Source organism: Citrobacter freundii complex sp. CFNIH2 (assembly GCF_002880615.1).
Taxonomy (GTDB): Bacteria; Pseudomonadota; Gammaproteobacteria; order Enterobacterales; family Enterobacteriaceae; genus Citrobacter_A; species Citrobacter_A amalonaticus_F.
On record NZ_CP025757.1, the window covers coordinates 4,935,487 to 4,957,291 of the forward strand.

A 21,805-nucleotide genomic window follows, 5' to 3' on the forward strand; every position below is an offset into this window, starting at 1 on the left:
TGAGCGAACAGGAAAGGTTATGAAAAAAGGTTTAATGCTGTTTACCCTGCTGACCACTGCGTTTTCCGGCCTGGCACACGCCGACGACGCCGCGATCCGCCAGTCTTTGACGAAACTGGGCGTGCAGAGCACGGATATCCAACCCGCCCCGGTTGCCGGGATGAAAACGGTGCTGACCAACAGCGGCGTGCTGTATGTGACGGAAGACGGTAAACACATCATTCAGGGGCCAATGTACGATGTCAGCGGCGCGACGCCAGTCAACGTGACCAACCAGCTGCTGATGAAGCACCTGAACGCGCTGGAAAACGAAATGATCGTCTATAAAGCGCCACAGGAAAAACACGTCATTACCGTCTTTACCGATATCACCTGCGGCTACTGCCACAAGCTACATGAAGAGATGAAGGACTACAACGCGCTGGGCATTACTGTGCGCTACCTCGCCTTCCCGCGCCAGGGACTGGAAAGTCAGGCCGAGCAGGATATGAAGTCCATCTGGTGCGCGCAAGACAAAGCCAAAGCGTTTGACGACGCGATGGCAGGCAAAGGCGTGAAAGCGGCGACCTGTGGGGTGAACATCGCGGATCACTATGCGCTGGGCGTGCAGTTTGGCGTAAGCGGTACACCCGCCATTGTGTTGAGCAACGGCTATGTCGTGCCAGGCTATCAGGGACCGAAAGAGATGAAAGCGTTTCTTGACGAGCACCAAAAACAGACCAGTGGTAAGTAATTCGCGTGAAACAACAGATACAACTTCGTCGGCGGGAAGTCGATGAGTCGGCAGAACTGCCTGCTGACCTTTCGCCGCTGTTACGCCGCCTGTATGCCAGTCGTGGCGTACGCAGTGCTCAGGATCTTGAGCGCAGCGTCAAAGGCATGCTGCCATGGCAGCAACTGAGCGGCGTCGAAAAAGCGGTCGAAATTCTCTATAACGCCTTTCGCGAGGGGACGCGCATCATCGTCGTTGGCGACTTCGATGCGGATGGGGCGACCAGTACCGCCCTGAGCGTGCTGGGTATGCGATCTCTGGGCTGCGATAACATCAGCTACCTCGTGCCAAACCGTTTTGAGGATGGTTATGGCTTAAGTCCGGAAGTGGTTGATCAGGCCCATGCGCGCGGCGCGCAGCTGATCGTCACCGTCGATAACGGGATCTCTTCCCATGCCGGTGTGGATCACGCCAGGGCGCTGGGGATCCCGGTAGTGGTCACCGATCACCACCTGCCGGGCGAGACCCTGCCAGCCGCCGAAGCCATCATCAACCCGAATCTGCCTGACTGTGATTTCCCGTCGAAATCGCTGGCCGGCGTGGGCGTGGCGTTCTACCTGATGCTCGCCCTGCGCACCTTCCTGCGCGACAAAGGCTGGTTTGACGAACGTGGCATTGCGCCGCCAAACCTGGCGGATCTGCTCGATCTGGTCGCGCTGGGCACCGTGGCGGACGTGGTGCCGCTGGATGCCAACAATCGAATCCTCACCTGGCAGGGTTTAAGCCGTATTCGCGCCGGGAAATGCCGTCCGGGGATCAAAGCGTTGCTGGAAGTCTCCAGGCGTGATGCGCAAAAGCTCGCCGCCAGCGATTTAGGGTTTGCGCTTGGTCCGCGTCTGAACGCGGCGGGTCGGCTGGATGATATGTCCGTCGGCGTGGCGCTGCTGCTGTGCGATAACATTGGCGAAGCGCGGGTACTGGCCAACGAACTGGATGCGCTGAACCAGACGCGTAAAGAGATTGAACAGGGAATGCAGGCGGAAGCGCTGACCCTGTGCGAGAAGCTGGAGCGCAGTCGCGAAACGCTGCCTGGTGGTCTGGCGATGTATCATCCTGAGTGGCATCAGGGGGTGGTCGGGATCCTCGCCTCGCGCATTAAAGAACGTTTTCACCGCCCGGTGATCGCTTTCGCGCCGGCAGGCGACGGCACGCTGAAAGGCTCCGGACGTTCCATTCAAGGGCTGCATATGCGTGATGCGCTGGAGCGGCTGGATACGTTGCATCCGGGGCTGATGATTAAATTCGGCGGCCATGCGATGGCGGCGGGATTGTCGCTGGAAGAGGCAAAATTCGACCTGTTCCAGCAGCGTTTTGGCGAGTTGGTCACTGAATGGCTGGATCCGTCGCTGTTGCAGGGTGAAGTGGTCTCTGACGGCCCGCTCAGCGCCGCGGAGATGACGATGGAGGTCGCGCAGCTGCTGCGTGACGCCGGTCCGTGGGGGCAAATGTTCCCGGAACCGCTGTTTGACGGGCGTTTTCGTCTGCTTCAGCAGCGTCTGGTCGGCGAGCGACATTTGAAAGTGATGGTCGAACCCGTTGGCGGAGGGCCGCTGTTGGACGGCATCGCCTTTAACGTCGATACCGCCTGCTGGCCGGATAACGGCGTACGCGAAGTCGAGCTGGCCTACAAACTGGATATTAACGAATTTCGCGGCAACCGCAGTTTGCAGATCATCATCGATAATATCTGGCCCGTATAATCTGACCAATTTCCCGTCACTATTCTCTATAAATAAGCGCGTGGATTGGGTACAATCCCGCTCTTATCACCGCATTTTGACAAGTCCAATAAAAGAAATCAGACCATGTTTGAAATTAATCCGGTAAAAAACCGCATTCAGGACCTCACGGAGCGCTCCGACGTTCTTAGGGGGTATCTTTGACTATGATGCCAAGAAAGAGCGTCTGGAAGAAGTAAACGCCGAGCTGGAACAGCCGGACGTCTGGAACGAACCCGAACGCGCACAGGCGCTGGGTAAAGAACGTTCCTCGCTTGAAGCGATTGTCGACACCCTCGACCAAATGTCTCAGGGTCTGGAAGATGTTTCCGGCCTGCTGGATCTGGCTGTAGAAGCCGACGACGAAGAAACCTTTAACGAAGCCGTTGCTGAACTCGATACGCTTGACGAAAAACTGGCGCAACTGGAGTTCCGTCGTATGTTCTCTGGCGAATATGACAGCGCCGATTGCTACCTCGATATCCAGGCCGGTTCCGGCGGTACTGAAGCGCAGGACTGGGCAAGCATGCTGGAGCGTATGTATCTGCGCTGGGCAGAAGCACGCGGCTTCAAGACCGAAATTATTGAAGAGTCAGAAGGGGAAGTGGCCGGGATCAAGTCCGTGACCATTAAGATTTCTGGCGAGTATGCCTACGGCTGGCTGCGTACGGAAACCGGCGTTCACCGTCTGGTGCGTAAGAGCCCGTTCGACTCCGGCGGTCGTCGCCATACCTCGTTTAGCTCCGCGTTCGTTTACCCGGAAGTGGATGACGATATTGATATCGAAATCAACCCGGCGGACCTGCGTATCGACGTGTATCGCGCATCCGGCGCGGGCGGTCAGCACGTTAACCGTACAGAATCTGCGGTGCGTATTACTCACATCCCGACCGGGATTGTGACGCAGTGCCAGAACGACCGTTCCCAGCACAAGAACAAAGACCAGGCCATGAAGCAGATGAAAGCGAAGCTTTATGAACTGGAAATGCAGAAGAAAAACGCTGAGAAGCAGGCGATGGAAGACACGAAATCCGACATCGGCTGGGGAAGCCAGATTCGTTCTTACGTCCTGGATGACTCCCGCATTAAAGACTTGCGTACCGGGGTTGAAACCCGTAACACGCAGGCGGTGCTGGACGGCAGCCTGGATCAATTTATCGAAGCAAGTTTGAAAGCAGGGTTATGAGGAACCAACATGTCTGAACAACACGCACAGGGCGCTGACGCGGTAGCCGATCTTAATAACGAACTGAAAACGCGTCGTGAGAAGCTGGCTGGCCTGCGCGAGCAGGGTATCGCTTTCCCGAACGATTTCCGTCGCGATCACACCTCAGACCAACTGCATGCTGACTTCGATGCGAAAGAGAACGAAGAGCTGGAAGCGCTGAACATCGAGGTATCCGTTGCAGGCCGCATGATGACCCGTCGTATCATGGGGAAAGCGTCCTTTGTGACGTTGCAGGACGTGGGTGGCCGCATTCAGCTGTACGTTGCCCGTGACGATCTGCCGGAAGGCGTTTACAACGAGCAGTTCAAAAAATGGGATCTCGGCGACATCCTCGGCGCGAAAGGGAAGCTGTTCAAGACCAAAACGGGCGAACTGTCTATCCATTGCACCGAATTGCGTCTGTTGACCAAAGCGCTGCGTCCGCTGCCGGATAAATTCCACGGTCTGCAGGATCAGGAAGCGCGTTATCGTCAGCGTTACCTGGATCTCATCTCTAACGATGAATCCCGCAACACCTTTAAAGTGCGTTCTCAGATCCTGGCCGGTATCCGTCAGTTTATGGTCGGTCGCGGCTTTATGGAAGTTGAGACCCCGATGATGCAGGTGATCCCTGGCGGTGCGTCTGCGCGTCCGTTTATCACCCATCATAATGCGCTGGATCTGGACATGTACCTGCGTATTGCGCCGGAACTGTACCTGAAGCGTCTGGTGGTTGGCGGTTTCGAGCGCGTGTTCGAAATCAACCGTAACTTCCGTAACGAAGGGATCTCCGTGCGTCATAACCCAGAGTTCACCATGATGGAACTCTACATGGCGTATGCGGACTATAAAGATCTGATCGAACTGACCGAGTCTCTGTTCCGTACGCTGGCGCAGGACGTGCTGGGTAAAACGGAAGTCCCTTACGGCGATGAAGTGTTTGATTTCGGTAAGCCGTTCGAAAAACTGACCATGCGCGAGGCTATCAAGAAATACCGTCCGGAAACGGAAATGGCTGAACTGGATAACTTCGACTCTGCCAAAGCGATCGCTGCATCTCTCGGTATCAAGGTCGAGAAGAGCTGGGGTCTGGGTCGTATCGTGACTGAAATTTTCGAAGAAGTGGCCGAAGCGCATCTGATTCAGCCGACGTTCATTACCGAATACCCGGCAGAAGTGTCTCCGCTGGCGCGTCGTAATGACGAGAACCCGGAAATCACCGATCGCTTTGAGTTCTTCATCGGCGGTCGTGAGATCGGCAACGGCTTTAGCGAGCTGAACGATGCGGAAGATCAGGCGCAGCGCTTCCAGGATCAGGTTGACGCGAAAGCGGCGGGTGACGACGAAGCGATGTTCTTCGACGAAGACTACGTCACCGCGCTGGAGCACGGTCTGCCGCCGACCGCGGGTCTGGGTATTGGTATCGACCGTATGGTTATGCTGTTCACCAACAGCCACACCATCCGTGATGTGATCCTGTTCCCGGCGATGCGTCCGGTAAAATAAGCTTCACGGCGACGGCTAATAAAAAACCTCGGCTGACATGCCGGGGTTTTTTATTTCTGACGGCTAAAGTTAAGGAGTGACGCTCGCGCCGTATCGTTTGACGCCTGCATCACCATCCACGGACTGAAAGCCCACGGCGTTGCGCTAATTCCGCGCAGAACCTCCTCCAGATCGCTCCACTGATAGTCCATCACTTCATCGCTATTGATCTGCAGTTCACTGGTCACTCGTGCGGCATAGACCGGGCAAACCTCATTCTCTACGATCCCGCCGGGATCGGTTGCCCGATAGCGGAATGTCGGGTAGACGGAAGTCAGGTTGGTAATCTCTACACCCAGTTCATGACGGCAGCGGCGGACGACAGCTTCTTCTTGGCTTTCACCCCGTTGAGGGTGGCCGCAAACCGAGTTCGTCCAGACTCCGGGCCACGCCTTTTTTACCAGCGAACGGCGGGTCACCAAAAGCTGCCCCTCTGCATTGAACAGCCAGGAAGAGAAGGCGAGATGCAGTGGTGTGTTGGCGGTGTGGGCGGTGTATTTTTCCAGCGTGCCGGAAGGGGTGTCCTGTGCATCCAGCAAAATGACGTGTTCCTGTTGCATAATGTCTCACTGTCAATCTTAAGCACATACCAGTATATGAGATCTCGGGACGCAATGATTAGCTCAGGGAGCGTTTAACGCTGAAATTCGACATCCGCAGCTTGCGATACGGATGTCGGGGCAGGAATGTGATGTCAGAAAAACAGCAGCATAAACCGGAAGCGACTTTCAATACCCAGCGCAATGCCGTCAGAAACAGCGGGTATCGACATCAGCATGAGCAACAGCAGGGTAATCAGGCAGCGCCAAAAGAGATTCATGCTATTCATCCTGCTGATTTTTTTTCAGCTTGCGCATCAGCAACCACATTCTCACCGTTCTGACCTTCAGGTTTTTATCGGAGATGGATTCCTGTACCAGCCCGGTATGATGGTGGTAGCCATTGAAAAACAGATTCAGTACAACCGCGCTGAAGGTGGCCAGCATGATGCCGCTGTGTAGCAACGGCTGGAGAACAGCTGGCAGGCGAGAGAAAAAGTCATGCGATAACGTCGGCGTCATGCCAACCCCCAGGCTGATGGCCACAATGTAGAGGTTGTAGCGGTTCGTGGTGTAATTGCAGCGCGAGAGAATGCGGATCCCGGTTGCCAGTACCATGCCAAACATCACCAGACCTGCGCCGCCGAGGACGAATTGCGGAATGGAGGCGACCAGAACCGCCATTTTCGGCACCATGCCAAACAAAATTAAGATGACGCCAGAGGCGATGCAGACCCATCGACTGTGCACGCGCGTGACGCTGACCAGTCCAACGTTTTGGGAAAACGAGGTGTGGGGAAAGCTGTTGAACAGTCCGCCAATCATTGTCCCGACGCCATCCACGCGCAGGCCGCGAATGATATCTTGTGATGAGAGTTTACGACCGACGATTTCGCCGAGCGCCAGGAACATGCCCATCGATTCAATAAACACAATGATTAACACGGCCGTCATGGTCAGAATCGACACCGGATCAAAGACGGGGGTACCGAAGGCCATTGGGGTGACAATCGCGAACCACGAGGCATCGTGCAGGCCTGACAAATTCACTTCATTCATCATCCACGACAACGCAAAGCCAAAGATGATCCCCAGCAGGACCGCGACATTGGACATGAAGCCTTTGGCAAATCGGGTGATTAATAAAATAAAAATTAAGACCGCAAATGAAATCCCTAAATAGACCGGATTCCCATACTCAGGATTACCTTTCCCGCCAGCCGCCCAGTCAACACCCACCTGAATAATGCTCAGACCAATCGAAGTGATCACCACGCCCGTTACCAGCGGGGGAAATAAGGGCATCAGGCGACCGACAAGCGGTGCTAAGAGTGTGGTGATCACGCCAGCGGCAATGGTTGAGCCAAAAATGCCCAACAGACCGATATCTGGATTGATGCCAATCGCAATCATTGGCGTCACTGCGGCAAACGTCACCGACATAATCACGGGCAGGCGAATCCCCATAAAGCGGCCGATGCCAATACATTGCAGCAGGGTAACGATCCCGCAGCAGAAGAGATCCGAGCTGATTAACAGCGCAATGGCTTCTTTGCTGAGGCCGAGTCTGTCGCCAATCATCAGTGGTACAGCGACCGCGCCCGCGTACATGACCAGCACATGTTGCAGACCGAGTACGACCAGCTTGCCAGGCGATAATATACGGTCAACCTCATCGGTGGCGCGGCCTTGCCCCGACGGTGAGGGAAGTTGGGAATCTATGGCGCTCATGCGTTTTCTCCTGAATGGCGAGGCCGATAGAACAGCTCCGCGCGCGTTTGCGCGGAGCATCGCTTAAATAGCCCATCCGCCGGCGTAGAACGCCACCAGCGCGACGGTAATGATGACGGTACCGATATTCAGCTTCTGCCATTCCCGGGCAAAAACGCGACCGACAACCAGCGTCACGAAACCGAGCATAATGCCGGTGACGATATTGCAGGTCAGGACGATAAAGACCGCGCAGACCAGACCGGCCATCGCATCGATGAAGTCATCGAAATCCAGTTTTGAGACGTTACTGAGCATCAGTAGACCGACATACATCAGCGCAGGCGCCGTCGCATAGCCTGGGATCAGGTAGGAGAGAGGAGACAGGAACAGGATAAGCAGGAACAAACAGCCGACGATGGTGGCGGTCAGTCCTGTTTTTCCTCCGGCGGCGGTACCCGCAGCGGATTCAATATAGACGGCGGCCGGCGCTGCGCCCACCAGTCCGGAGAATACGGAGCTGATGGAGTCGCTGGTCAACGCTTTACCGCCGTTGATGATCTGGTTGTCTTTATCCAGCAGATTCGCTTGTCCGGCGACGGCGCGGATAGTACCGGTGGCATCAAATACCGCCGTCATCACCAGCGCCAGTACGCTGGGCAGTACCGCAGGCTGTAAGGCTCCCATGATATCAAGGCTAAAAATCAGAGACTTACCATCTTCACCGCTCAGGCTGGGCATGGCGACCAGACCGTGATATTTGACGGCAGGGTCAAATATCAAACCGATAATCGAGATGGCGATAATCACCAGCAGGATCCCGCCGGGAACCCGGCATTTCTCCAGCCCGAAGATGACCGCCAGCCCCAGCAGACTCATCAGAACCGGAAAAGAGGTAAATGCGCCGAGTGCCACCGGAAGCCCTTCCAGCGGGTTTTTAATCACCATACCGACGCCGTTTGCCGCGATCAGTAACAGGAACAACCCAATGCCAATCCCTGTGCCATGCGCGATGCCCATGGGTAAGTTTCGCAGGATCCAGGTCCGGACCCCGGTAACCGAGATGGCGGTAAAGATCACCCCCATCAGAAATACCGCGCCGAGGGCGACAGGAATCGAAATGTGTTGCCCCAGCACCAGGCTGAATGCGGTGAAGGCGGTCAGCGAAATGGCGCAGCCGATCGCCATCGGCAGGTTGGCCCACAGCCCCATCAACAGCGAGCCGAAGCCTGCGACGAGACAGGTGGCGACAAAGACGGCGGCGGGCGGGAATCCCGCTTTTCCCAACATTCCGGGCACAACAATGACTGAATAGACCATCGCCAGAAAGGTGGTCAACCCGGCCAGTATTTCCTGGCGCACGGTACTGCCACGCGCCGTAATCTTGAAGTAATTATCCAGCGCGCCGCGTGGTTTCGACGTGCCGGGGGTTTGCAGAATATCTCCAGACATAATGATGTCCTCAGCAGGATGTTAGCGTTCTGTCAGGTCCGTTCGTACACCAGACGCCCGTCGACGTAAGTGCGGTAAATAGAGCGATCGTCGCCCAGCGTCATCATCACGAACAATTTGTCGACCAGGGATGTTGAGTTGTCATAGCGCAGTTGTTGCAGCGGCGTCGCTGTCGGTTCCAGCACCACAAAATCTGCCTCTTTGCCCGGCATAAAGTTACCAATCAGATTGTCGAGGCCCAGCGCCTTCGCACCGCCGAGCGTCGCCAGGTAAAAGGCTTCGTATGCCGAGAGTCGGTAACCCTGTAGTTGCACCACTTTGTAGGCTTCGTTCAGCGTTTGCAGCATGTTGAAGGTGGTACCGGCGCCGATATCGGTCCCCATACCGACGTTGATCTTCTTCCTCCAGGCTTTTTGCAGATTGAACAAACCGCTGCCGAGGTAGAGGTTTGAGGTCGGACAAAAGGCGATGCTGGAGTGGGTTTCGCTCAGGCGATCCCACTCTTTCTCTTCCAGATGTACACAGTGGGCGAAGACGCAGTTTTTTCCGGTCAGTCCGTACTGGTGATACACATCCAGATAACCGTCATGTTCCGGATAGAGCGCCTTAACCCAGGCAATTTCATCTTTGTTTTCACAGAGATGGGTATGGACCCAGGTATCGGGATATTCTTCCCGCAGACGCTGCGCCATCGCCATCTGCTGTGGAGAGGAGGTCGGGGCAAAGCGCGGCGTGATGGCATACAACAGGCGGCCATTTTTATGCCAGCGCTCAATCAACGCCTTACTTTGCAGGTAGCTGCTCTCGGCGTCGTCCAGAAGGTAATCCGGCGCGTTACGGTCCATCATCACTTTGCCGGCGATCATGCGCATATTGATATGGCTGGCGGCTTCAAATAGCGCATCCACGGACTGCGGATGCACCGTGCCAAAAACCAGCGCGCTGGTGGTGCCGTTACGCAACAGTTGCTTGATGAAAAAAGCCGACATCTCGCGCGCGTATTCCAGATCCTCATAGCGTCTTTCGGTCGGGAAGGTGTGCTTATTCAGCCATTCCAGCAACTGCTCGCCATAGGCACCGACCATTTCGCTCTGGGGGTAGTGGATATGCGTATCAACGAATCCCGGCACGACCAGTTTTCCGCGATAGTCACGGACACGGATGGCGTCAGGGATCCGGTGTTTTCCCGCTTCCCACTCACCAAACCATTCGACTTTTCCCTGGCGAATCAGCAGCAATCCGTCTTCCAAAAATCGCAGGGCTGAGGCGATCTCTTCCGGGTTTTCGACGGTGCGGGTGACATCAATAAAGCTGCCGCGCACCGCTTTCAACGTGTGTTCTCCAGACATCGTAAACTCCTTTACCGTTAATCCGTTTCCTCCGGGGAGATGATGCCCGGCAGCACTTCTTCAGGCCGGTAGCCTCCAGGGAGAATGATATTCAGTAGAATGGCAGTCAGACCGCCCGCGCAGATGGGGTTTTCCACCAACACATAAATTGAGGCAGGCAGGATTTTGAATATTTCCGGGTCATAGGAGACGCCCAGACCCAGTCCCAACGAAGTAGCGACAATCAACGTTTCACGGCGCTTAAGCCCGTTGGTGATGATGATGCGGATCCCGGCGATTGCGATCATCGAGAACATTAGCGTCATCGCGCCCCCCAGCACCGCCGAAGGAATGGTGGTAAAGAAGCCGCCAATCATTGGAAACAGTCCAAGCAGCACCAGCATGACGGCGATGGTGCGGCCGATATAGCGAGAGGCGACGCCGGTCATCTGGATAACGCCGTTGTTTTGCGCAAAGGTCGTCAATGGCAGTGAACCCACCGCAGAGGCAATGACGGAGACCAGCCCATCGGCCAGCACGCCGCCCTTGAGGCGTGACTGATATTCATCCCCCTGAATGGGGCGTCTGGACACCATCGCGGTCGCGGTAATGTCGCCGACGGCTTCCAGCACGCTGAGCAGATAAATGGTCCCAACCACCAGAAAGTGATGAAAGTTGAACTGGAAACCGTACTTAAAAGGGGTTGGGATGGTGACCCACGGCAGATTGCGCATACTGCTGAAATCCACCATGCCAAGGCACAGAGAGACGATATAGCCCACACACAGCCCGATCGCGATGCCGCCCATTCTCAGTAACGGACTGCGGCAGCAGTTAAAACCGATCACCACGATCAGCACCAGCAACCCGACGCCGATGTTCTCGTAGTTTCCGTAGGTGCCGCTGCTTTTCGCCGCAAAGCCGCCGCCAAAATCGATGATCCCGACTTTAATCAGGCTCAGGCCAATCATTAGCACCACAATGCCGCTGACGGTCGGAGTGATGACTCTGCGCAAGTAAGGCAAAATGAAAGACGATCCCACCACCAGAAATGCCCCGACAAATGAAACGCCGAGCAGCGATGACATGATCAACTCTTCATGGAATCCGTCGTTTTTCATCCCGCTGCCCAGGGCAATCATCACCGTGACAAACGAAAAATTGACCGACTGAATCGAGAGTAAGCCGGAACCGACCATGCCATAGCGATTGACCTGCAGCCAGGTGCCGATGCCAGATGCAATCATCGCCATTGAGACCAGATAGGCGGTGGTTTCCGCTGACAGCTGTAGCGCGGTGCCGACAATTAATGCGGGCGTGACCATGGGGACAAAGATGGCCAGCAGGTGGGTGATCGCGCCGATAATAGACTGATGAAAGGGAGGGCGATCCTCCAGTTCGTAAATCAGATCTGAGCCTGCACGTGATATATCAGACATCCCTTCACTCCTTAATAAGTAAATTTGATCATCTGAATCAGCAGAATTAAATTCTGCGAATTTGAGGCGCAGGTTGCCCTGAGAACGGCTTATCTCATTTCCGCAGACGGCATTTAATCATTATTGAGTCATGAGAGCGGGCCGCCTGAGCGGCCCACGTCGTTACATTTTTTCCAGCGCGGTCAGTATTTTCTCCGGTGTGAAATGCCATTCGCGTAACCATACGCCACAGGCATCATGAATGGCGGTGGCAATGGCAGGCGCCGCGCCGTTAACGCCAATTTCAGAGATCGATTTAGCGCCAAAGGGGCCAACCTTATCGTCGCTCGGCACCAGCACGGCACGAAAATCCCGGGGGATGTCGCCAATTTTGGGCGCACCGTAACTGCGCAGATCGCGGGTCAGCGGATGGCCTTCGGCATCATAGAGGATCTCTTCGCTCAGGCTATGGCCGATGGCCCGCATCGACGCACCGTAAATTTGCCCCAGTGCGAGTTCCGGGTTGACCGGTGTGCCGCAGTCCAGCAGCGCGTAGAACTTGTCGAGACGGATTTCACCGGTTCGGGTGTTCACCGCGACCTCGGCGAAGTTCGCTCCATACGGGAATGCGAAGTCTGCGGTGATGTAACTGGCCGTGGCGACCAGCGTGCCAAAACCGGTTCCCGTCTCCGCTTTGTGCGCGATCTCAGCGTAACTCACTTCGCCCTGCTTGCCGCGTACAACGCCAGGTGACGCCAGTTGAACGTCAGCAACGGGTTCGCCCAGCATCTGCGCACCGTGAAAGAGGATTTTTTCACGCAGGTTTTCTGCTGCTTTACGCGCCGCGTTCCCCGAGAAGCAGGTGCCGGATGAGGCGTAAGCGCCTTTGTCGAAGAGCGCATGGTCAGTATCGCCAGAGATGACATGCACCTCTTCTGGTGCACAGTGCAGTACTTCCGCCGTCAGTTTAGTGACAACCGTATCCAGCCCAGTGCCGATATCTGCGCCGCCGGAGTGGACGATGAAGGTGCCATCGGACTCCAGTTTGATCATGCAGTTCGCCTGATCGATGTCCGGGATCCCTGATTTCTGCATAATAATGGCGACCCCGCGACCGGTACGCCAGTCACCGTCCTGCGGTTTGGGCGAGGACCAGTCGATCATCTTCCGCCCCTGACGCAGGATCTCTTCCAGTGCGCAACTGGCTGCGGAGGGAACGGAGGTTGGCGCTTTCCCTTCACCGATCGCGCCGAGTATTTTCAGTTCTTGTCCTTCGTGAACCCGATTGCGTTCGATGATCTCCAGTTGGTCAATTTGCAGCTGTTCGGCAAGCTCGGCTAACGCCATTGTCATCGCAAAGGTGCCTTTCGGTGCGCCATAGCCCTGATAGGCTCCTGTCGGGCAGATATTGCTGTAGTACGTGGTGACCTGGAAATCGACATTGTCGCAAGGGTATAGCGGTAACGAGAGTGCCGGGCCGTTGCTCGGCACGGTTAACGAATGGTTGCCATAAGGGCCAGTATTGGCGCGGAAGTCCATTTTGACCGCCGTCAGGCGACCATCTTTCTTCGCGCCAAGTTTGACCGTGACTTTTGCAACGTGACGGGAGGTATTGGCAATAAACTCCTCTTCACGGGTATAGCGGAAATAGACCGGGCGTCCGGTCACGCAGGTCGCCCATGCGCAGACTTCTTCCAGCAGGATATCCTGTTTAGAACCAAAGCCGCCGCCGACGCGCTCCTTAATGACGTGGACCTTATGCTGCTTCATGCCAACGAGACGGGCAACCTGGCGGCGCAAGTGCCACGGTACCTGCGTTGAGGCGTGAATGATCAGGCGATCGCCGTCCATGCGGGTAAAGCAGATATGAGGCTCTGCCGGGCACTGCTGCGCCTGTGTGGAGTGATAAGTACGCTCGATGATCACATCCGCTTCGGCAAATCCTTTCTCCATATCGCCGATATGACCATGAATGCTGGCGGCGATATTTTTTCGCGGGCGTGAACCAATCGGGAAGTTGATGATCATGTGTTCGCCACGTTGAGCGGCATGGCGGTTGTCTTCTTCCAGCGTCTCCGGCGCGCCAGCGACGTATACCACCGGTTCATCGTGTACGACGGGCGCATCGTCCGCCATGGCTTCGTCAATCGACAATACCGGCTTAAGCACATCATATTTCACATCGATGAGTTCGAGCGCGGCCAGCGCAATCTCTTCGCTCTCTGCAACCACGGCGGCAACACGATCGCCGACGTGACGCAGTTTCTTACCGAACATGCGACGGTCGAGCGGGGAGGGTTCCGGCGCACTTTGTCCGCCGGGCGTATAGTAGATGTCGGGACAGTTGCGGTGGGTGATCACGTGAACCACGCCGGGCAACGCTTCGGCTTTGCTGACGTCAAGATGAGTTATCAACGCATGGGCATGCGGACTGCGCAGCATTTTAATGACGCAGGCGTCGGGAGTGATACGGTCTTCCACATAGCAGGGTTTGGCCTGGACCATTTTGGCGGCATCGGTTTTTGGCCAGGGTTTACCAATCACCGCGAGATCGTCGCGGAACGTGGGGGCGACAGTCATACGGGCTTGCGGATCGTTTTTGCGCGCCACCGCCAGTTCGATCACCTGATAATATTGCTGCCAGCCGGCATCACGACTGAACAGACCGGACAACGCATCGTCAATCTCTTCACGGTCAGGAATCGCGATGCGTTCCAGCAGATCGGTGATGATCAATGCGGCAGCCGGATCGTTATAACCAGACTGCACAACACCGACATCCACCATCGCCTGTTGTACCAGGCTCAACGCATTCCATTTACCGAGTGATTCGCTGGTGCGGATCTCCGCGTGATCCAACTGCGCGGCAATCAGTAATGAGGCATTGACGATGCGACCGTTGTAGAGAATCGCGTCCGAACCGGCGAAACCGAATCCGTCGTCACTGTTGCGCACGGAGTGCATGCCCAGGTTAAACAGCAGCGTCTGTACGTTTTCGCCCGGGTTAATCTTCATTTCACGGACCATGCCGTTCAATGTGAAGTGAATCATCATACAACGTCCTCCCCGGCCATCAGACAGTCGGCATACAGATCGGCTACGACCACGCCGGTGATATAGCGCTTATAGGCCGCGCTGCCCCGAATATCATCCTGTGGGAATATGGCGTTTGCGACCGCCTGTTCCAGTTCCGTCCCTTCGCGCGTTTGTGTTTCCACATCATGCAGGCGCAGTGCTTTGTCCGCCACGCCGTCCAGCGCGATGCAAATGCCACCGTGTTCTGTTAACGCGACCGCTGCGGTCACGACGGTTAATCCGGCCTGTGAACGGCTCACTTTGCGGGTGGCGCAAGGGCGGAAGGGATCTTTAATGATAATTTCGGTGAGCAGGCGATCGCGTGGATCGGCGAGATAGCTTTCCAGTGACAGGGTTTCGCCATCACCAAACACCAACTGAGCGTCCAGCGCCAGCAGGACGGGGAGTAACACGGACTCTTGCTGTTGTGCGGCAATCTCGCCGCCGAGGGTAGACTGATTGCGTAGATGGCGGGAGTAGATAAAGCCGATCGCCTCCCGCAGTGCCGCCGGAAGATAGCGGGCGTCGTGCAACGGTTGCAGGCGAGTCATCGCCCCAATACGCAATGCGCCATTGTCCCAGTCGATCCACTCCAGCTCCAGATCCTGCAGTGAAATGGCAATCTGTTTGTGGGTACGCGTTGGCGTCGCGTTGAGTTTGCTGCCCCCGGCAAACCAGACGGCGTCCTCCTGATAGCGGCGCTTGAGTTCCAGCGCCTGGTCAACGGAGTCGGGCCTGAAAAATTGTTCAATCATCATCATTCCTCATCACTCCCTCTCCCGTTCAGGAGAGGGTACGGGCTATGCCAGCGCATCCATTCGCCGCCACATGTTGGCGGCGGCTTTTCGGGCCTGCGCATAAATGGAATCGGTATCGAAAGTGAACTGACGGTCTTCATACACCATCACGCCATTCACCATCACGCTGTGCACGCTGCCTGAACCGAGACCGAAAGCGATATGCCCGGCAACGTTTTCAGCGATCAGCGGCGTCGGCGACGAATAGTCGAGGAGGGTTAAATCGGCTTTATAACCGGCTTGCAGTTGGCCAAAATTTTCTCCGAAATTGCGGTGCAACAGTTCGTTGCCGTTCGCCAGTGCTTTCGCAAAGCTGTCAGGCCACAGAGGACCGCCCGCGTCGCGATGTTTGAAGAAGGCAAATTTCATCTCTTCAAGCATGTCGGAGCCGATGCCGTCCGTCCCCAGCGCCAGATTGCGAATATGGGTAAGGTGGTGGTTATAGCCCACATGGTTATTCATGTTGGAGCGGGCATTGTGTACCAGGAAGGCATCTTGCTGATTCAGCAGCGCGATATCTTCCGCAGACAGGTACAGGCCGTGTGCGACCAGCGTTTTACGGTCGATGAGCCCATATTCCGCCAACCTGACCAGCAGGTCTTTACCGTACAGATGATGACTGTGGGAGACATCGTAGCTGTCTTCCGCCGCATGGATATGCAGCCCACGCCCGGTAGCGTTGATGGCCTCGCGTAGCATCTCCAGACCGGCGTCGGGCACGGTAAAGGGGGCATGCGCGCCAATGTGCGCTTCCACCAGATATGGCTCGCTACCGCTCTCCCGTGCATGGTCTATCTGACGGGCGAAGCGGATATTCTCTTCGACGCCTGCCTGTAGCTCTTTGATTCCCTCGTTACGGTCGGTGGTTTCAAAGCAGGTCATTGCCCGCAGGCCGACTTTTAAAAAGGCTGAACGCAGCGTAGAGAGCGAACCCTGTATGTAGCCAGGTGAAGCATGGTGATCGATAACTGCAGAACATCCGCTCTTAATCGCCTCCAGTGAGCAAATCAGTCCGCTGTAGTAGAGCGACTCTTCGTCCAGAGCCCGGTCCAGGCGCCACCACAGGTTTTTCAACGTTGAGATAAAGTCCGGACTGGGGGCGATATTGGCCTGGATCCCGCGCGATAAACCGGAGTAAAAGTGGTTATGCGCGCAGACCAGCCCCGGCATCACGATTCGTCCATGCATCTCTTTCCATTGTGCCTGCGGGTAGCGCTGCGTCAGGGCGTCACCCACCTCAACAATAACGTCTTTGTCGATCGCAATATCCACCCCTTCACGCACGCTGGCCGGATGAAGTTGTACAGCGGTGACATTTTTCAGAATCAACATGATTACACCTCCACGCGGCCTAACAGGTAATGGTGATGCTGGTGGACATAGCTGATGACGCGGCACATATCATCCAGTTCCGGCGGGATGCTGGCGAACTGCCCATCATGGCTGATGTTTAACACCCAGCTTTGGTCATTCAGCCGGACTCTGACCCGATCGTCTTCCACCAGGAAACCCGGGTTGCTGCTGTTGTCGAAATCCTGCGGCAGGCTAAAGAGCGTGACTTTGTCTTTATACGGCTTGCCCTGCCACGGACAGAATTGAGCGCAGTTACCGCATTCGTTGCAGTAAGCGTCCAGGTGCAGCGTCTGGAAGCGGTTCTGGAATCCCGGCACGGGAATTGACACATTGGCGCGGTTCGGACAGACATCCACGCATTTGCTGCAGACATAGTTGCATTCAAGGCAGCGGGCCGCTTCCTGGGCGACAAAGGCGTCACGGTCGTCTTTATCGACCCTCGCGACCGCGATCTCGCCTTTACGCTGATAGATTTCAGCGGGGCTAACGTTATTCCAGCGCTTATCGCCATGGTGGGAGCGGATATTTTCCCGCCAGAGGATGGTATCCGTGGCCCGACGCGCAGAGCCGATGGCGGCAACAATGGATGACGGACCACGCTGGACGTCGCCAATCATGAACACGTCAGTGAGGCGGGTTTCGCCGTTGTTGTTCACCTCTGGCCAGCCTTTGCTGTCCACCGGAACACCCATTGCGTTCAGCGCTTCGGTATCCTGCTGTTCACCAATGGCGGTAATCAGACTATCGATGTGCAGAGTCAGCGTTTCGTCGGTTTCCACCGGACGGCGACGTCCTTTCTCATCCGGCTCCCCGAGCGTCATGACGCGCAGGGTGAGTGTGCCATCCGCATCAAAGCGTTCTGGATTGTTGAGGAAACGGAACTCAACCCCATCGTGCAGGGCTTCTTCATACTCTTCACGCCAGGCGGGCATCTCCTGCAGCGAACGGCGGTAGACCACGGTGACTTTTTCCACACCCGGTACGCGCAGTGCCGCACGGGCGCAGTCCATCGCCGTGTTACCCGCGCCGACGATCGCCACATGCTTACCGAGCGTCAATGCAGTTCCCTGGTTGTATTCACGCAGGAAGGGAAGCGATTTCCAGATGTTGGGGTTGTCGCCATCGAGCTTCACGCCGCTGTTTTTATCCGTACCGGTTGCGATCAGAACATAGTGGAACCCCTGATCTTTCAGGCCCTGTACGGTCAGATCTGGCGCACAGCTATATTCGAACTTCACGCCATGATCGGCGACAAAATCGATATCGTGCTGGATGAGCTCTGCCGGAATACGAAACTGGGGAATGATATTTTTCACTACGCCGCCCGCGTTGGCTTCGCGTTCAAATAGCGTCACCGGGTGTCCTGCCCGGGCAAGGAAGTAACCGGCAGCAAGCCCGGCAGGACCCGCGCCGATGATCGCAACCGGATGACGTGAGCCCGAGCCTGCGGGTTTGTGCCAGCGCTGTTTGTATTCATCCCACCCTTTTTCCAGCGCCACTTTTTTCAGTTCACGGATGTTGAGGGCGCTGTCATAGTCCAGACGGGTACAGTTGTACTGGCACTGATGATCGCAGATATGACCAGTGATTGCGGGGAGGGCGTTTCGCTGATAAATCAGCTCCAGCGCGTCGGCATAACGCTGCTCGCCCAGCAGGCGAATATACTCCGGAATGTCCTGTTTGATGGCGCAGGCCGTAATACAAGGGGCGACGTAGCAGTCGGTCAGCGGCAAGCCGTCGGCCACTTCAATACGCTCTTCAGGTTTCCAGTGTTTCTGGGTGTAGGCCATCGTGATGGCCTCTTCCGCCAGTCGATTCAGACGTTCGACATCGACATGCTCCATTCCCCACGCATCCGAGGACTCCAGTTCACGCATACAGGCGCTGAGTCGCAGGTAACCGCCTGGTTTTAACAGGTCAGTCGCCATGGTGATCGGACGAATGCCGGTGTCAAAGATATCGCGGATGGTTAACTGGCTGGCGCCGCCGGAATAGGAGATGGGCAATTGGCCGTCGAACGCCCGGGAAAGCACGGCCGCCACGTTGATTGAGAGCGGGAACAGCGCCCGGCCGGACATATACATCTCTTCGCCGGGAAGCGCACCTTTGTTATTAACGGTGCCAAGGGTGTTAGTGAGTTTGACGCCAAAACCCAGCGACTTTTCTTTTGCCAGCGCCATCAGGCGCTGCAACATTTCCAGCGCCTGGGTGAGCTTAAGATCGTGCTCAAATGACTCTTCTTTTAAGCCGATATAACCGAAGCCGCAGTTGTCCAGAATTTCACGCACCCGAGGATAGCCCAGCAGTGTCGGATTCAGCTTCACAAAGGTATTCAGCCCTTTTTCTTCCAGCATGTAGCGGCAGATGGCTTCGATTTCGTGCGGCGGGCAGCCGTGCATGGTGGATAGCGTGACGCCCTGCACCAGTTTTGCGGGAATGCGCGCCGGTAACGCCTGTAGACGTTCCCGATGTTCGTTCAACCCGTGGCGCGCCAGGAATGTCTCATCGTGTAGCCACTGCTGTAGCGTGTCACGATACTGTGCGAACTTAGGATGCGCTGACGCGTCCATCATGTTGTCGATGAACTGCTGCATAGGCGGTTGCTTGATGCCGTCAAGGTTATAGCCGACGCTCATATTAAAAATGAACGGCTTACCGGTATCGGCTCCCGAAGGTTGCAGCAGTTGCTCCAGTAAATGCAGGGCGAACCAGGCTTTAAGATACTCATCCCACGCTTTCAGCAGCGTAAATTCAGTCGACCATTCGGTATTGAAGCACTCATCCTCCGCATCAATACAGGGTTTTTCCAGCTCCAGCCGATCGAGAATCTGGACCGTTTTGAGTTCAATGAACCGACCGCCAGTCAGCCAGGAGGTGATGATATTTTGTGCAAGCTGAGTGTGCGGGCCGGCGGCGGGGCCGACGGGGGTGGCACAGGTTTCACCGAATACGCTTATCGATTTGCCTTTATCCGGTGAATAGAACTGCTGCTCAGGAATACCAAAGATCGAGCGCTGCTGCTGATATTCATCAAATAGGCGCGTCAAAAGTTCCTCAAACGGAATCGGACGCATTATATCCCCCATACCCCTCTCCTTAGCTTTACTCGGCTTACTTTCGGTTGTGGCAAGACAGCCGGAAGGCGCGCGTGTTCATAGTTGTCATTGGTTGACCGGGACTGACAAAGCCGGCGGTTTGGAGAAATAGAGCAACATTCGCACCACTCTGACAAAGCGGAGCCATAAAAATATAATTTTGTGAGGCGCTTCTAATCTTAAGTCCGCTTTGTGAAATATCTCACAAACGCTAAATGAGAATGAAAATCAGCCGGGAGAGGTATTGCGATAAGGTATTTCATCATCGCATTCTATTTTCTCAAAAATAGCGGTCGCTTATCATTATGATAAGTGAAAAATGAGGAGGGGAATATTTGAACGCAATCGTTTAACTCCGTATTTACTATTTATCTGTGTCGACGTTGCGCATTGATAAAATCCTCTGGAGTATCAATATCCAGAGTGATTCGGGCATCGTTTATTTCAATGATATTATGTTTTCCGCGCAGCAATGCCTGACGCATACTGCTGACATCCGGTTGTGATATGGCCCGCAACAGGCATGTTTGGGAAAGTAATATAGGATGACCAGGCTGGCCCTGATAGCAAGGGATAAGTGCGTTATCGTTGCGTAAAGCCCAGATTTTACGAAAAATATCGCTGTTCAGTTCAGGCATGTCGCCGTGCGTGATGAAGCAGTGCTCGCTGTGCACGGCGACAGCGCCCACCTTAATTGACGTAAATAAGCCCTGAGCATAATCCGGATTGTACGTAATAATGATATTGGGCTGATTCGCATAGCGATTATGTATCTCAGTTGCGCGGTAACCAGAAACTAATATTACCCTGTTACAAAATTGCAGCGCGTTTTTGATACTTGCATCAAGAATTGTTCCTTCGTGCCAGGGTAACATCATTTTCCATTTTCCCATTCTGGATGATAACCCAGCTGCAGTAATTATACAGTCGACGACAGGCATGGCGATTCCATAATGTCTATTAGACGTTGTGTCACTTCAGAGAGGCTTATGAGTATATCGGGGCATGCTTCTTTATTCTTTGATTTAGGTGCACAGAAACGGCCAACGGTTATTTCAATTGTCGGTGCTGGTGGGAAAACCAGTACTCTTTTCTGGCTTGCTCATCTCTTTCAATTATCAGGTCGACGGGTATTTATCACCACGACGACGCATATGTTTCTGCCTGACCAGGCCTGGCCGACCCTTTTCTGTCGGGAGCCCGCCGGGCTGCCGTATCAGGTGTTAATGCAACCCATCATAACCTGCTTTCGGTCGTGGAAAGCGCCATTGGGAAAAGCGCGTGGTTTCTCACCCGACGCCATCGATGCTCTGGCCAGGCGTTCGGAATGTGACGTGGTTCTCGTCGAGGCAGATGGCGCCCGTGGAATGCCGCTTAAAGCGCCAGATGAGCACGAACCTTGCATACCTGAAAGCAGTTGCTGCGTGATTGCCGTTATGGGTGGACACCTTCTGGGGAAAAGTGTGGGGGCCGAGCAGGTACATCGCTGGCCGCAGTTCGCCGGGATAACAGGCCTGACGGAGGGATCCCCCTTATCGCTGAAGGCGCTTATCCGCCTGGTTCAGCACCCACAGGGGGCTTTCAAAAATGCCCCGCCAGCCAGTCGACGCGTCTGGTTTCTCAATCGTTTTTCTCAATCTGAGAATGCCATTGATGAACGCGAGCTCATCCAGCCGTTATCAGACGGTGATGTGCAGGCAATCTGGCTGGGGAATGCACTGGAAATGCCTGCAATCGCGCGCAGATTTGTGAGATAGCGACGCCGGGAACACCGGGTGACTGAAAGGATATCCATT

16 protein-coding genes are annotated in these 21,805 nt (G+C 55.4%); 5 read left to right on the top strand and 11 right to left on the bottom strand.

Translation table 11 applies throughout. The features are described from left to right. Positions 1 to 19 precede the first annotated feature (19 nt). The 4 genes from dsbC to lysS all read left to right on the top strand — a co-directional run bounded on the left by dsbC (position 20) and on the right by lysS (position 5,203). The gene (gene dsbC, locus WM46_RS24265) at positions 20 to 733 is read left to right on the top strand and encodes a bifunctional protein-disulfide isomerase/oxidoreductase DsbC (RefSeq protein WP_061075272.1); all 714 of its coding nucleotides are present in this window, start codon (positions 20 to 22) and stop codon (positions 731 to 733) included. A 5-nt stretch (positions 734 to 738) separates the two neighbouring features. Continuing rightward, positions 739 to 2,472: a single-stranded-DNA-specific exonuclease RecJ gene (gene recJ / locus WM46_RS24270; RefSeq protein ID WP_061075271.1), complete on the top strand. Its 1,734-nt coding sequence runs from the start codon at positions 739 to 741 to the stop codon at positions 2,470 to 2,472. A 105-nt stretch (positions 2,473 to 2,577) separates the two neighbouring features. After that, positions 2,578 to 3,676 (top strand): peptide chain release factor 2 gene (gene prfB / locus WM46_RS24275; protein WP_099433741.1). Its coding sequence is split into 2 segments (ribosomal slippage): positions 2,578 to 2,652 and positions 2,654 to 3,676, totalling 1,098 coding nucleotides; the frame shifts between segments, so codons are not numbered across the junction. A gap of 9 nt (positions 3,677 to 3,685) precedes the next feature. Further along, on the top strand, positions 3,686 to 5,203 hold the full coding sequence (gene lysS / locus WM46_RS24280) for a lysine--tRNA ligase (RefSeq protein ID WP_102603585.1): 1,518 nt from the start codon (positions 3,686 to 3,688) through the stop codon (positions 5,201 to 5,203). A 50-nt stretch (positions 5,204 to 5,253) separates the two neighbouring features. Here lysS and idi read toward each other — a convergent pair whose 3' ends face one another. The 11 genes from idi to mocA form a co-directional block, all read right to left on the bottom strand. After that, positions 5,254 to 5,802: an isopentenyl-diphosphate Delta-isomerase gene (gene idi, locus WM46_RS24285; RefSeq protein ID WP_102603586.1), complete on the bottom strand. Its 549-nt coding sequence runs from the start codon at positions 5,800 to 5,802 to the stop codon at positions 5,254 to 5,256. Between the two features lie 134 nt (positions 5,803 to 5,936). After that, positions 5,937 to 6,062, bottom strand: a complete 126-nt coding sequence (locus WM46_RS26710; protein WP_225622841.1) for a hypothetical protein — start codon at positions 6,060 to 6,062, stop codon at positions 5,937 to 5,939. Between the two features lies 1 nt (position 6,063). Next, on the bottom strand, positions 6,064 to 7,512 hold the full coding sequence (locus WM46_RS24290; RefSeq protein ID WP_102603587.1) for a nucleobase:cation symporter-2 family protein: 1,449 nt from the start codon (positions 7,510 to 7,512) through the stop codon (positions 6,064 to 6,066). A 63-nt stretch (positions 7,513 to 7,575) separates the two neighbouring features. Continuing rightward, complete coding sequence (gene ghxQ / locus WM46_RS24295) at positions 7,576 to 8,943, bottom strand: guanine/hypoxanthine transporter GhxQ (protein ID WP_102603588.1); 1,368 nt, start codon at positions 8,941 to 8,943, stop codon at positions 7,576 to 7,578. Between the two features lie 32 nt (positions 8,944 to 8,975). Beyond that, positions 8,976 to 10,292: a guanine deaminase gene (gene guaD, locus WM46_RS24300; RefSeq protein WP_102603589.1), complete on the bottom strand. Its 1,317-nt coding sequence runs from the start codon at positions 10,290 to 10,292 to the stop codon at positions 8,976 to 8,978. A gap of 17 nt (positions 10,293 to 10,309) precedes the next feature. Further along, a complete protein-coding gene (locus tag WM46_RS24305) occupies positions 10,310 to 11,710 on the bottom strand; it encodes a nucleobase:cation symporter-2 family protein (RefSeq protein ID WP_046483296.1) in 1,401 nt (466 codons plus the stop codon). 162 nt (positions 11,711 to 11,872) lie between these two features. Beyond that, positions 11,873 to 14,743 carry a molybdopterin-dependent oxidoreductase Mo/Fe-S-binding subunit gene (locus WM46_RS24310; protein WP_046483293.1) on the bottom strand — a complete coding sequence of 957 codons (2,871 nt, stop codon included), beginning with the start codon at positions 14,741 to 14,743 and terminating at the stop codon, positions 11,873 to 11,875. Beyond that, positions 14,740 to 15,519, bottom strand: a complete 780-nt coding sequence (ygfM, locus tag WM46_RS24315) for a molybdopterin-dependent oxidoreductase FAD-binding subunit (RefSeq protein ID WP_061075264.1) — start codon at positions 15,517 to 15,519, stop codon at positions 14,740 to 14,742. The genes WM46_RS24310 and ygfM overlap by 4 nt, the downstream gene beginning before the upstream one ends. 45 nt (positions 15,520 to 15,564) lie before the next feature. Then, on the bottom strand, positions 15,565 to 16,893 hold the full coding sequence (gene ssnA / locus WM46_RS24320; protein WP_102603590.1) for a putative aminohydrolase SsnA: 1,329 nt from the start codon (positions 16,891 to 16,893) through the stop codon (positions 15,565 to 15,567). 2 nt (positions 16,894 to 16,895) lie between these two features. Continuing rightward, entirely contained in the window at positions 16,896 to 20,000 is a 3,105-nt protein-coding gene (ygfK, locus tag WM46_RS24325) for a putative selenate reductase subunit YgfK (protein WP_102603591.1), read from the bottom strand. Between the two features lie 377 nt (positions 20,001 to 20,377). Then, the gene (gene mocA / locus WM46_RS24330; RefSeq protein ID WP_102603592.1) at positions 20,378 to 20,950 is read right to left on the bottom strand and encodes a molybdenum cofactor cytidylyltransferase; all 573 of its coding nucleotides are present in this window, start codon (positions 20,948 to 20,950) and stop codon (positions 20,378 to 20,380) included. A 48-nt stretch (positions 20,951 to 20,998) separates the two neighbouring features. Here mocA and yqeC point away from each other — a divergent pair, with 48 nt between their 5' ends. Next, positions 20,999 to 21,766 carry a selenium cofactor biosynthesis protein YqeC gene (gene yqeC, locus WM46_RS24335; protein WP_102603593.1) on the top strand — a complete coding sequence of 256 codons (768 nt, stop codon included), beginning with the start codon at positions 20,999 to 21,001 and terminating at the stop codon, positions 21,764 to 21,766. Positions 21,767 to 21,805: the final 39 nt, after the last annotated feature.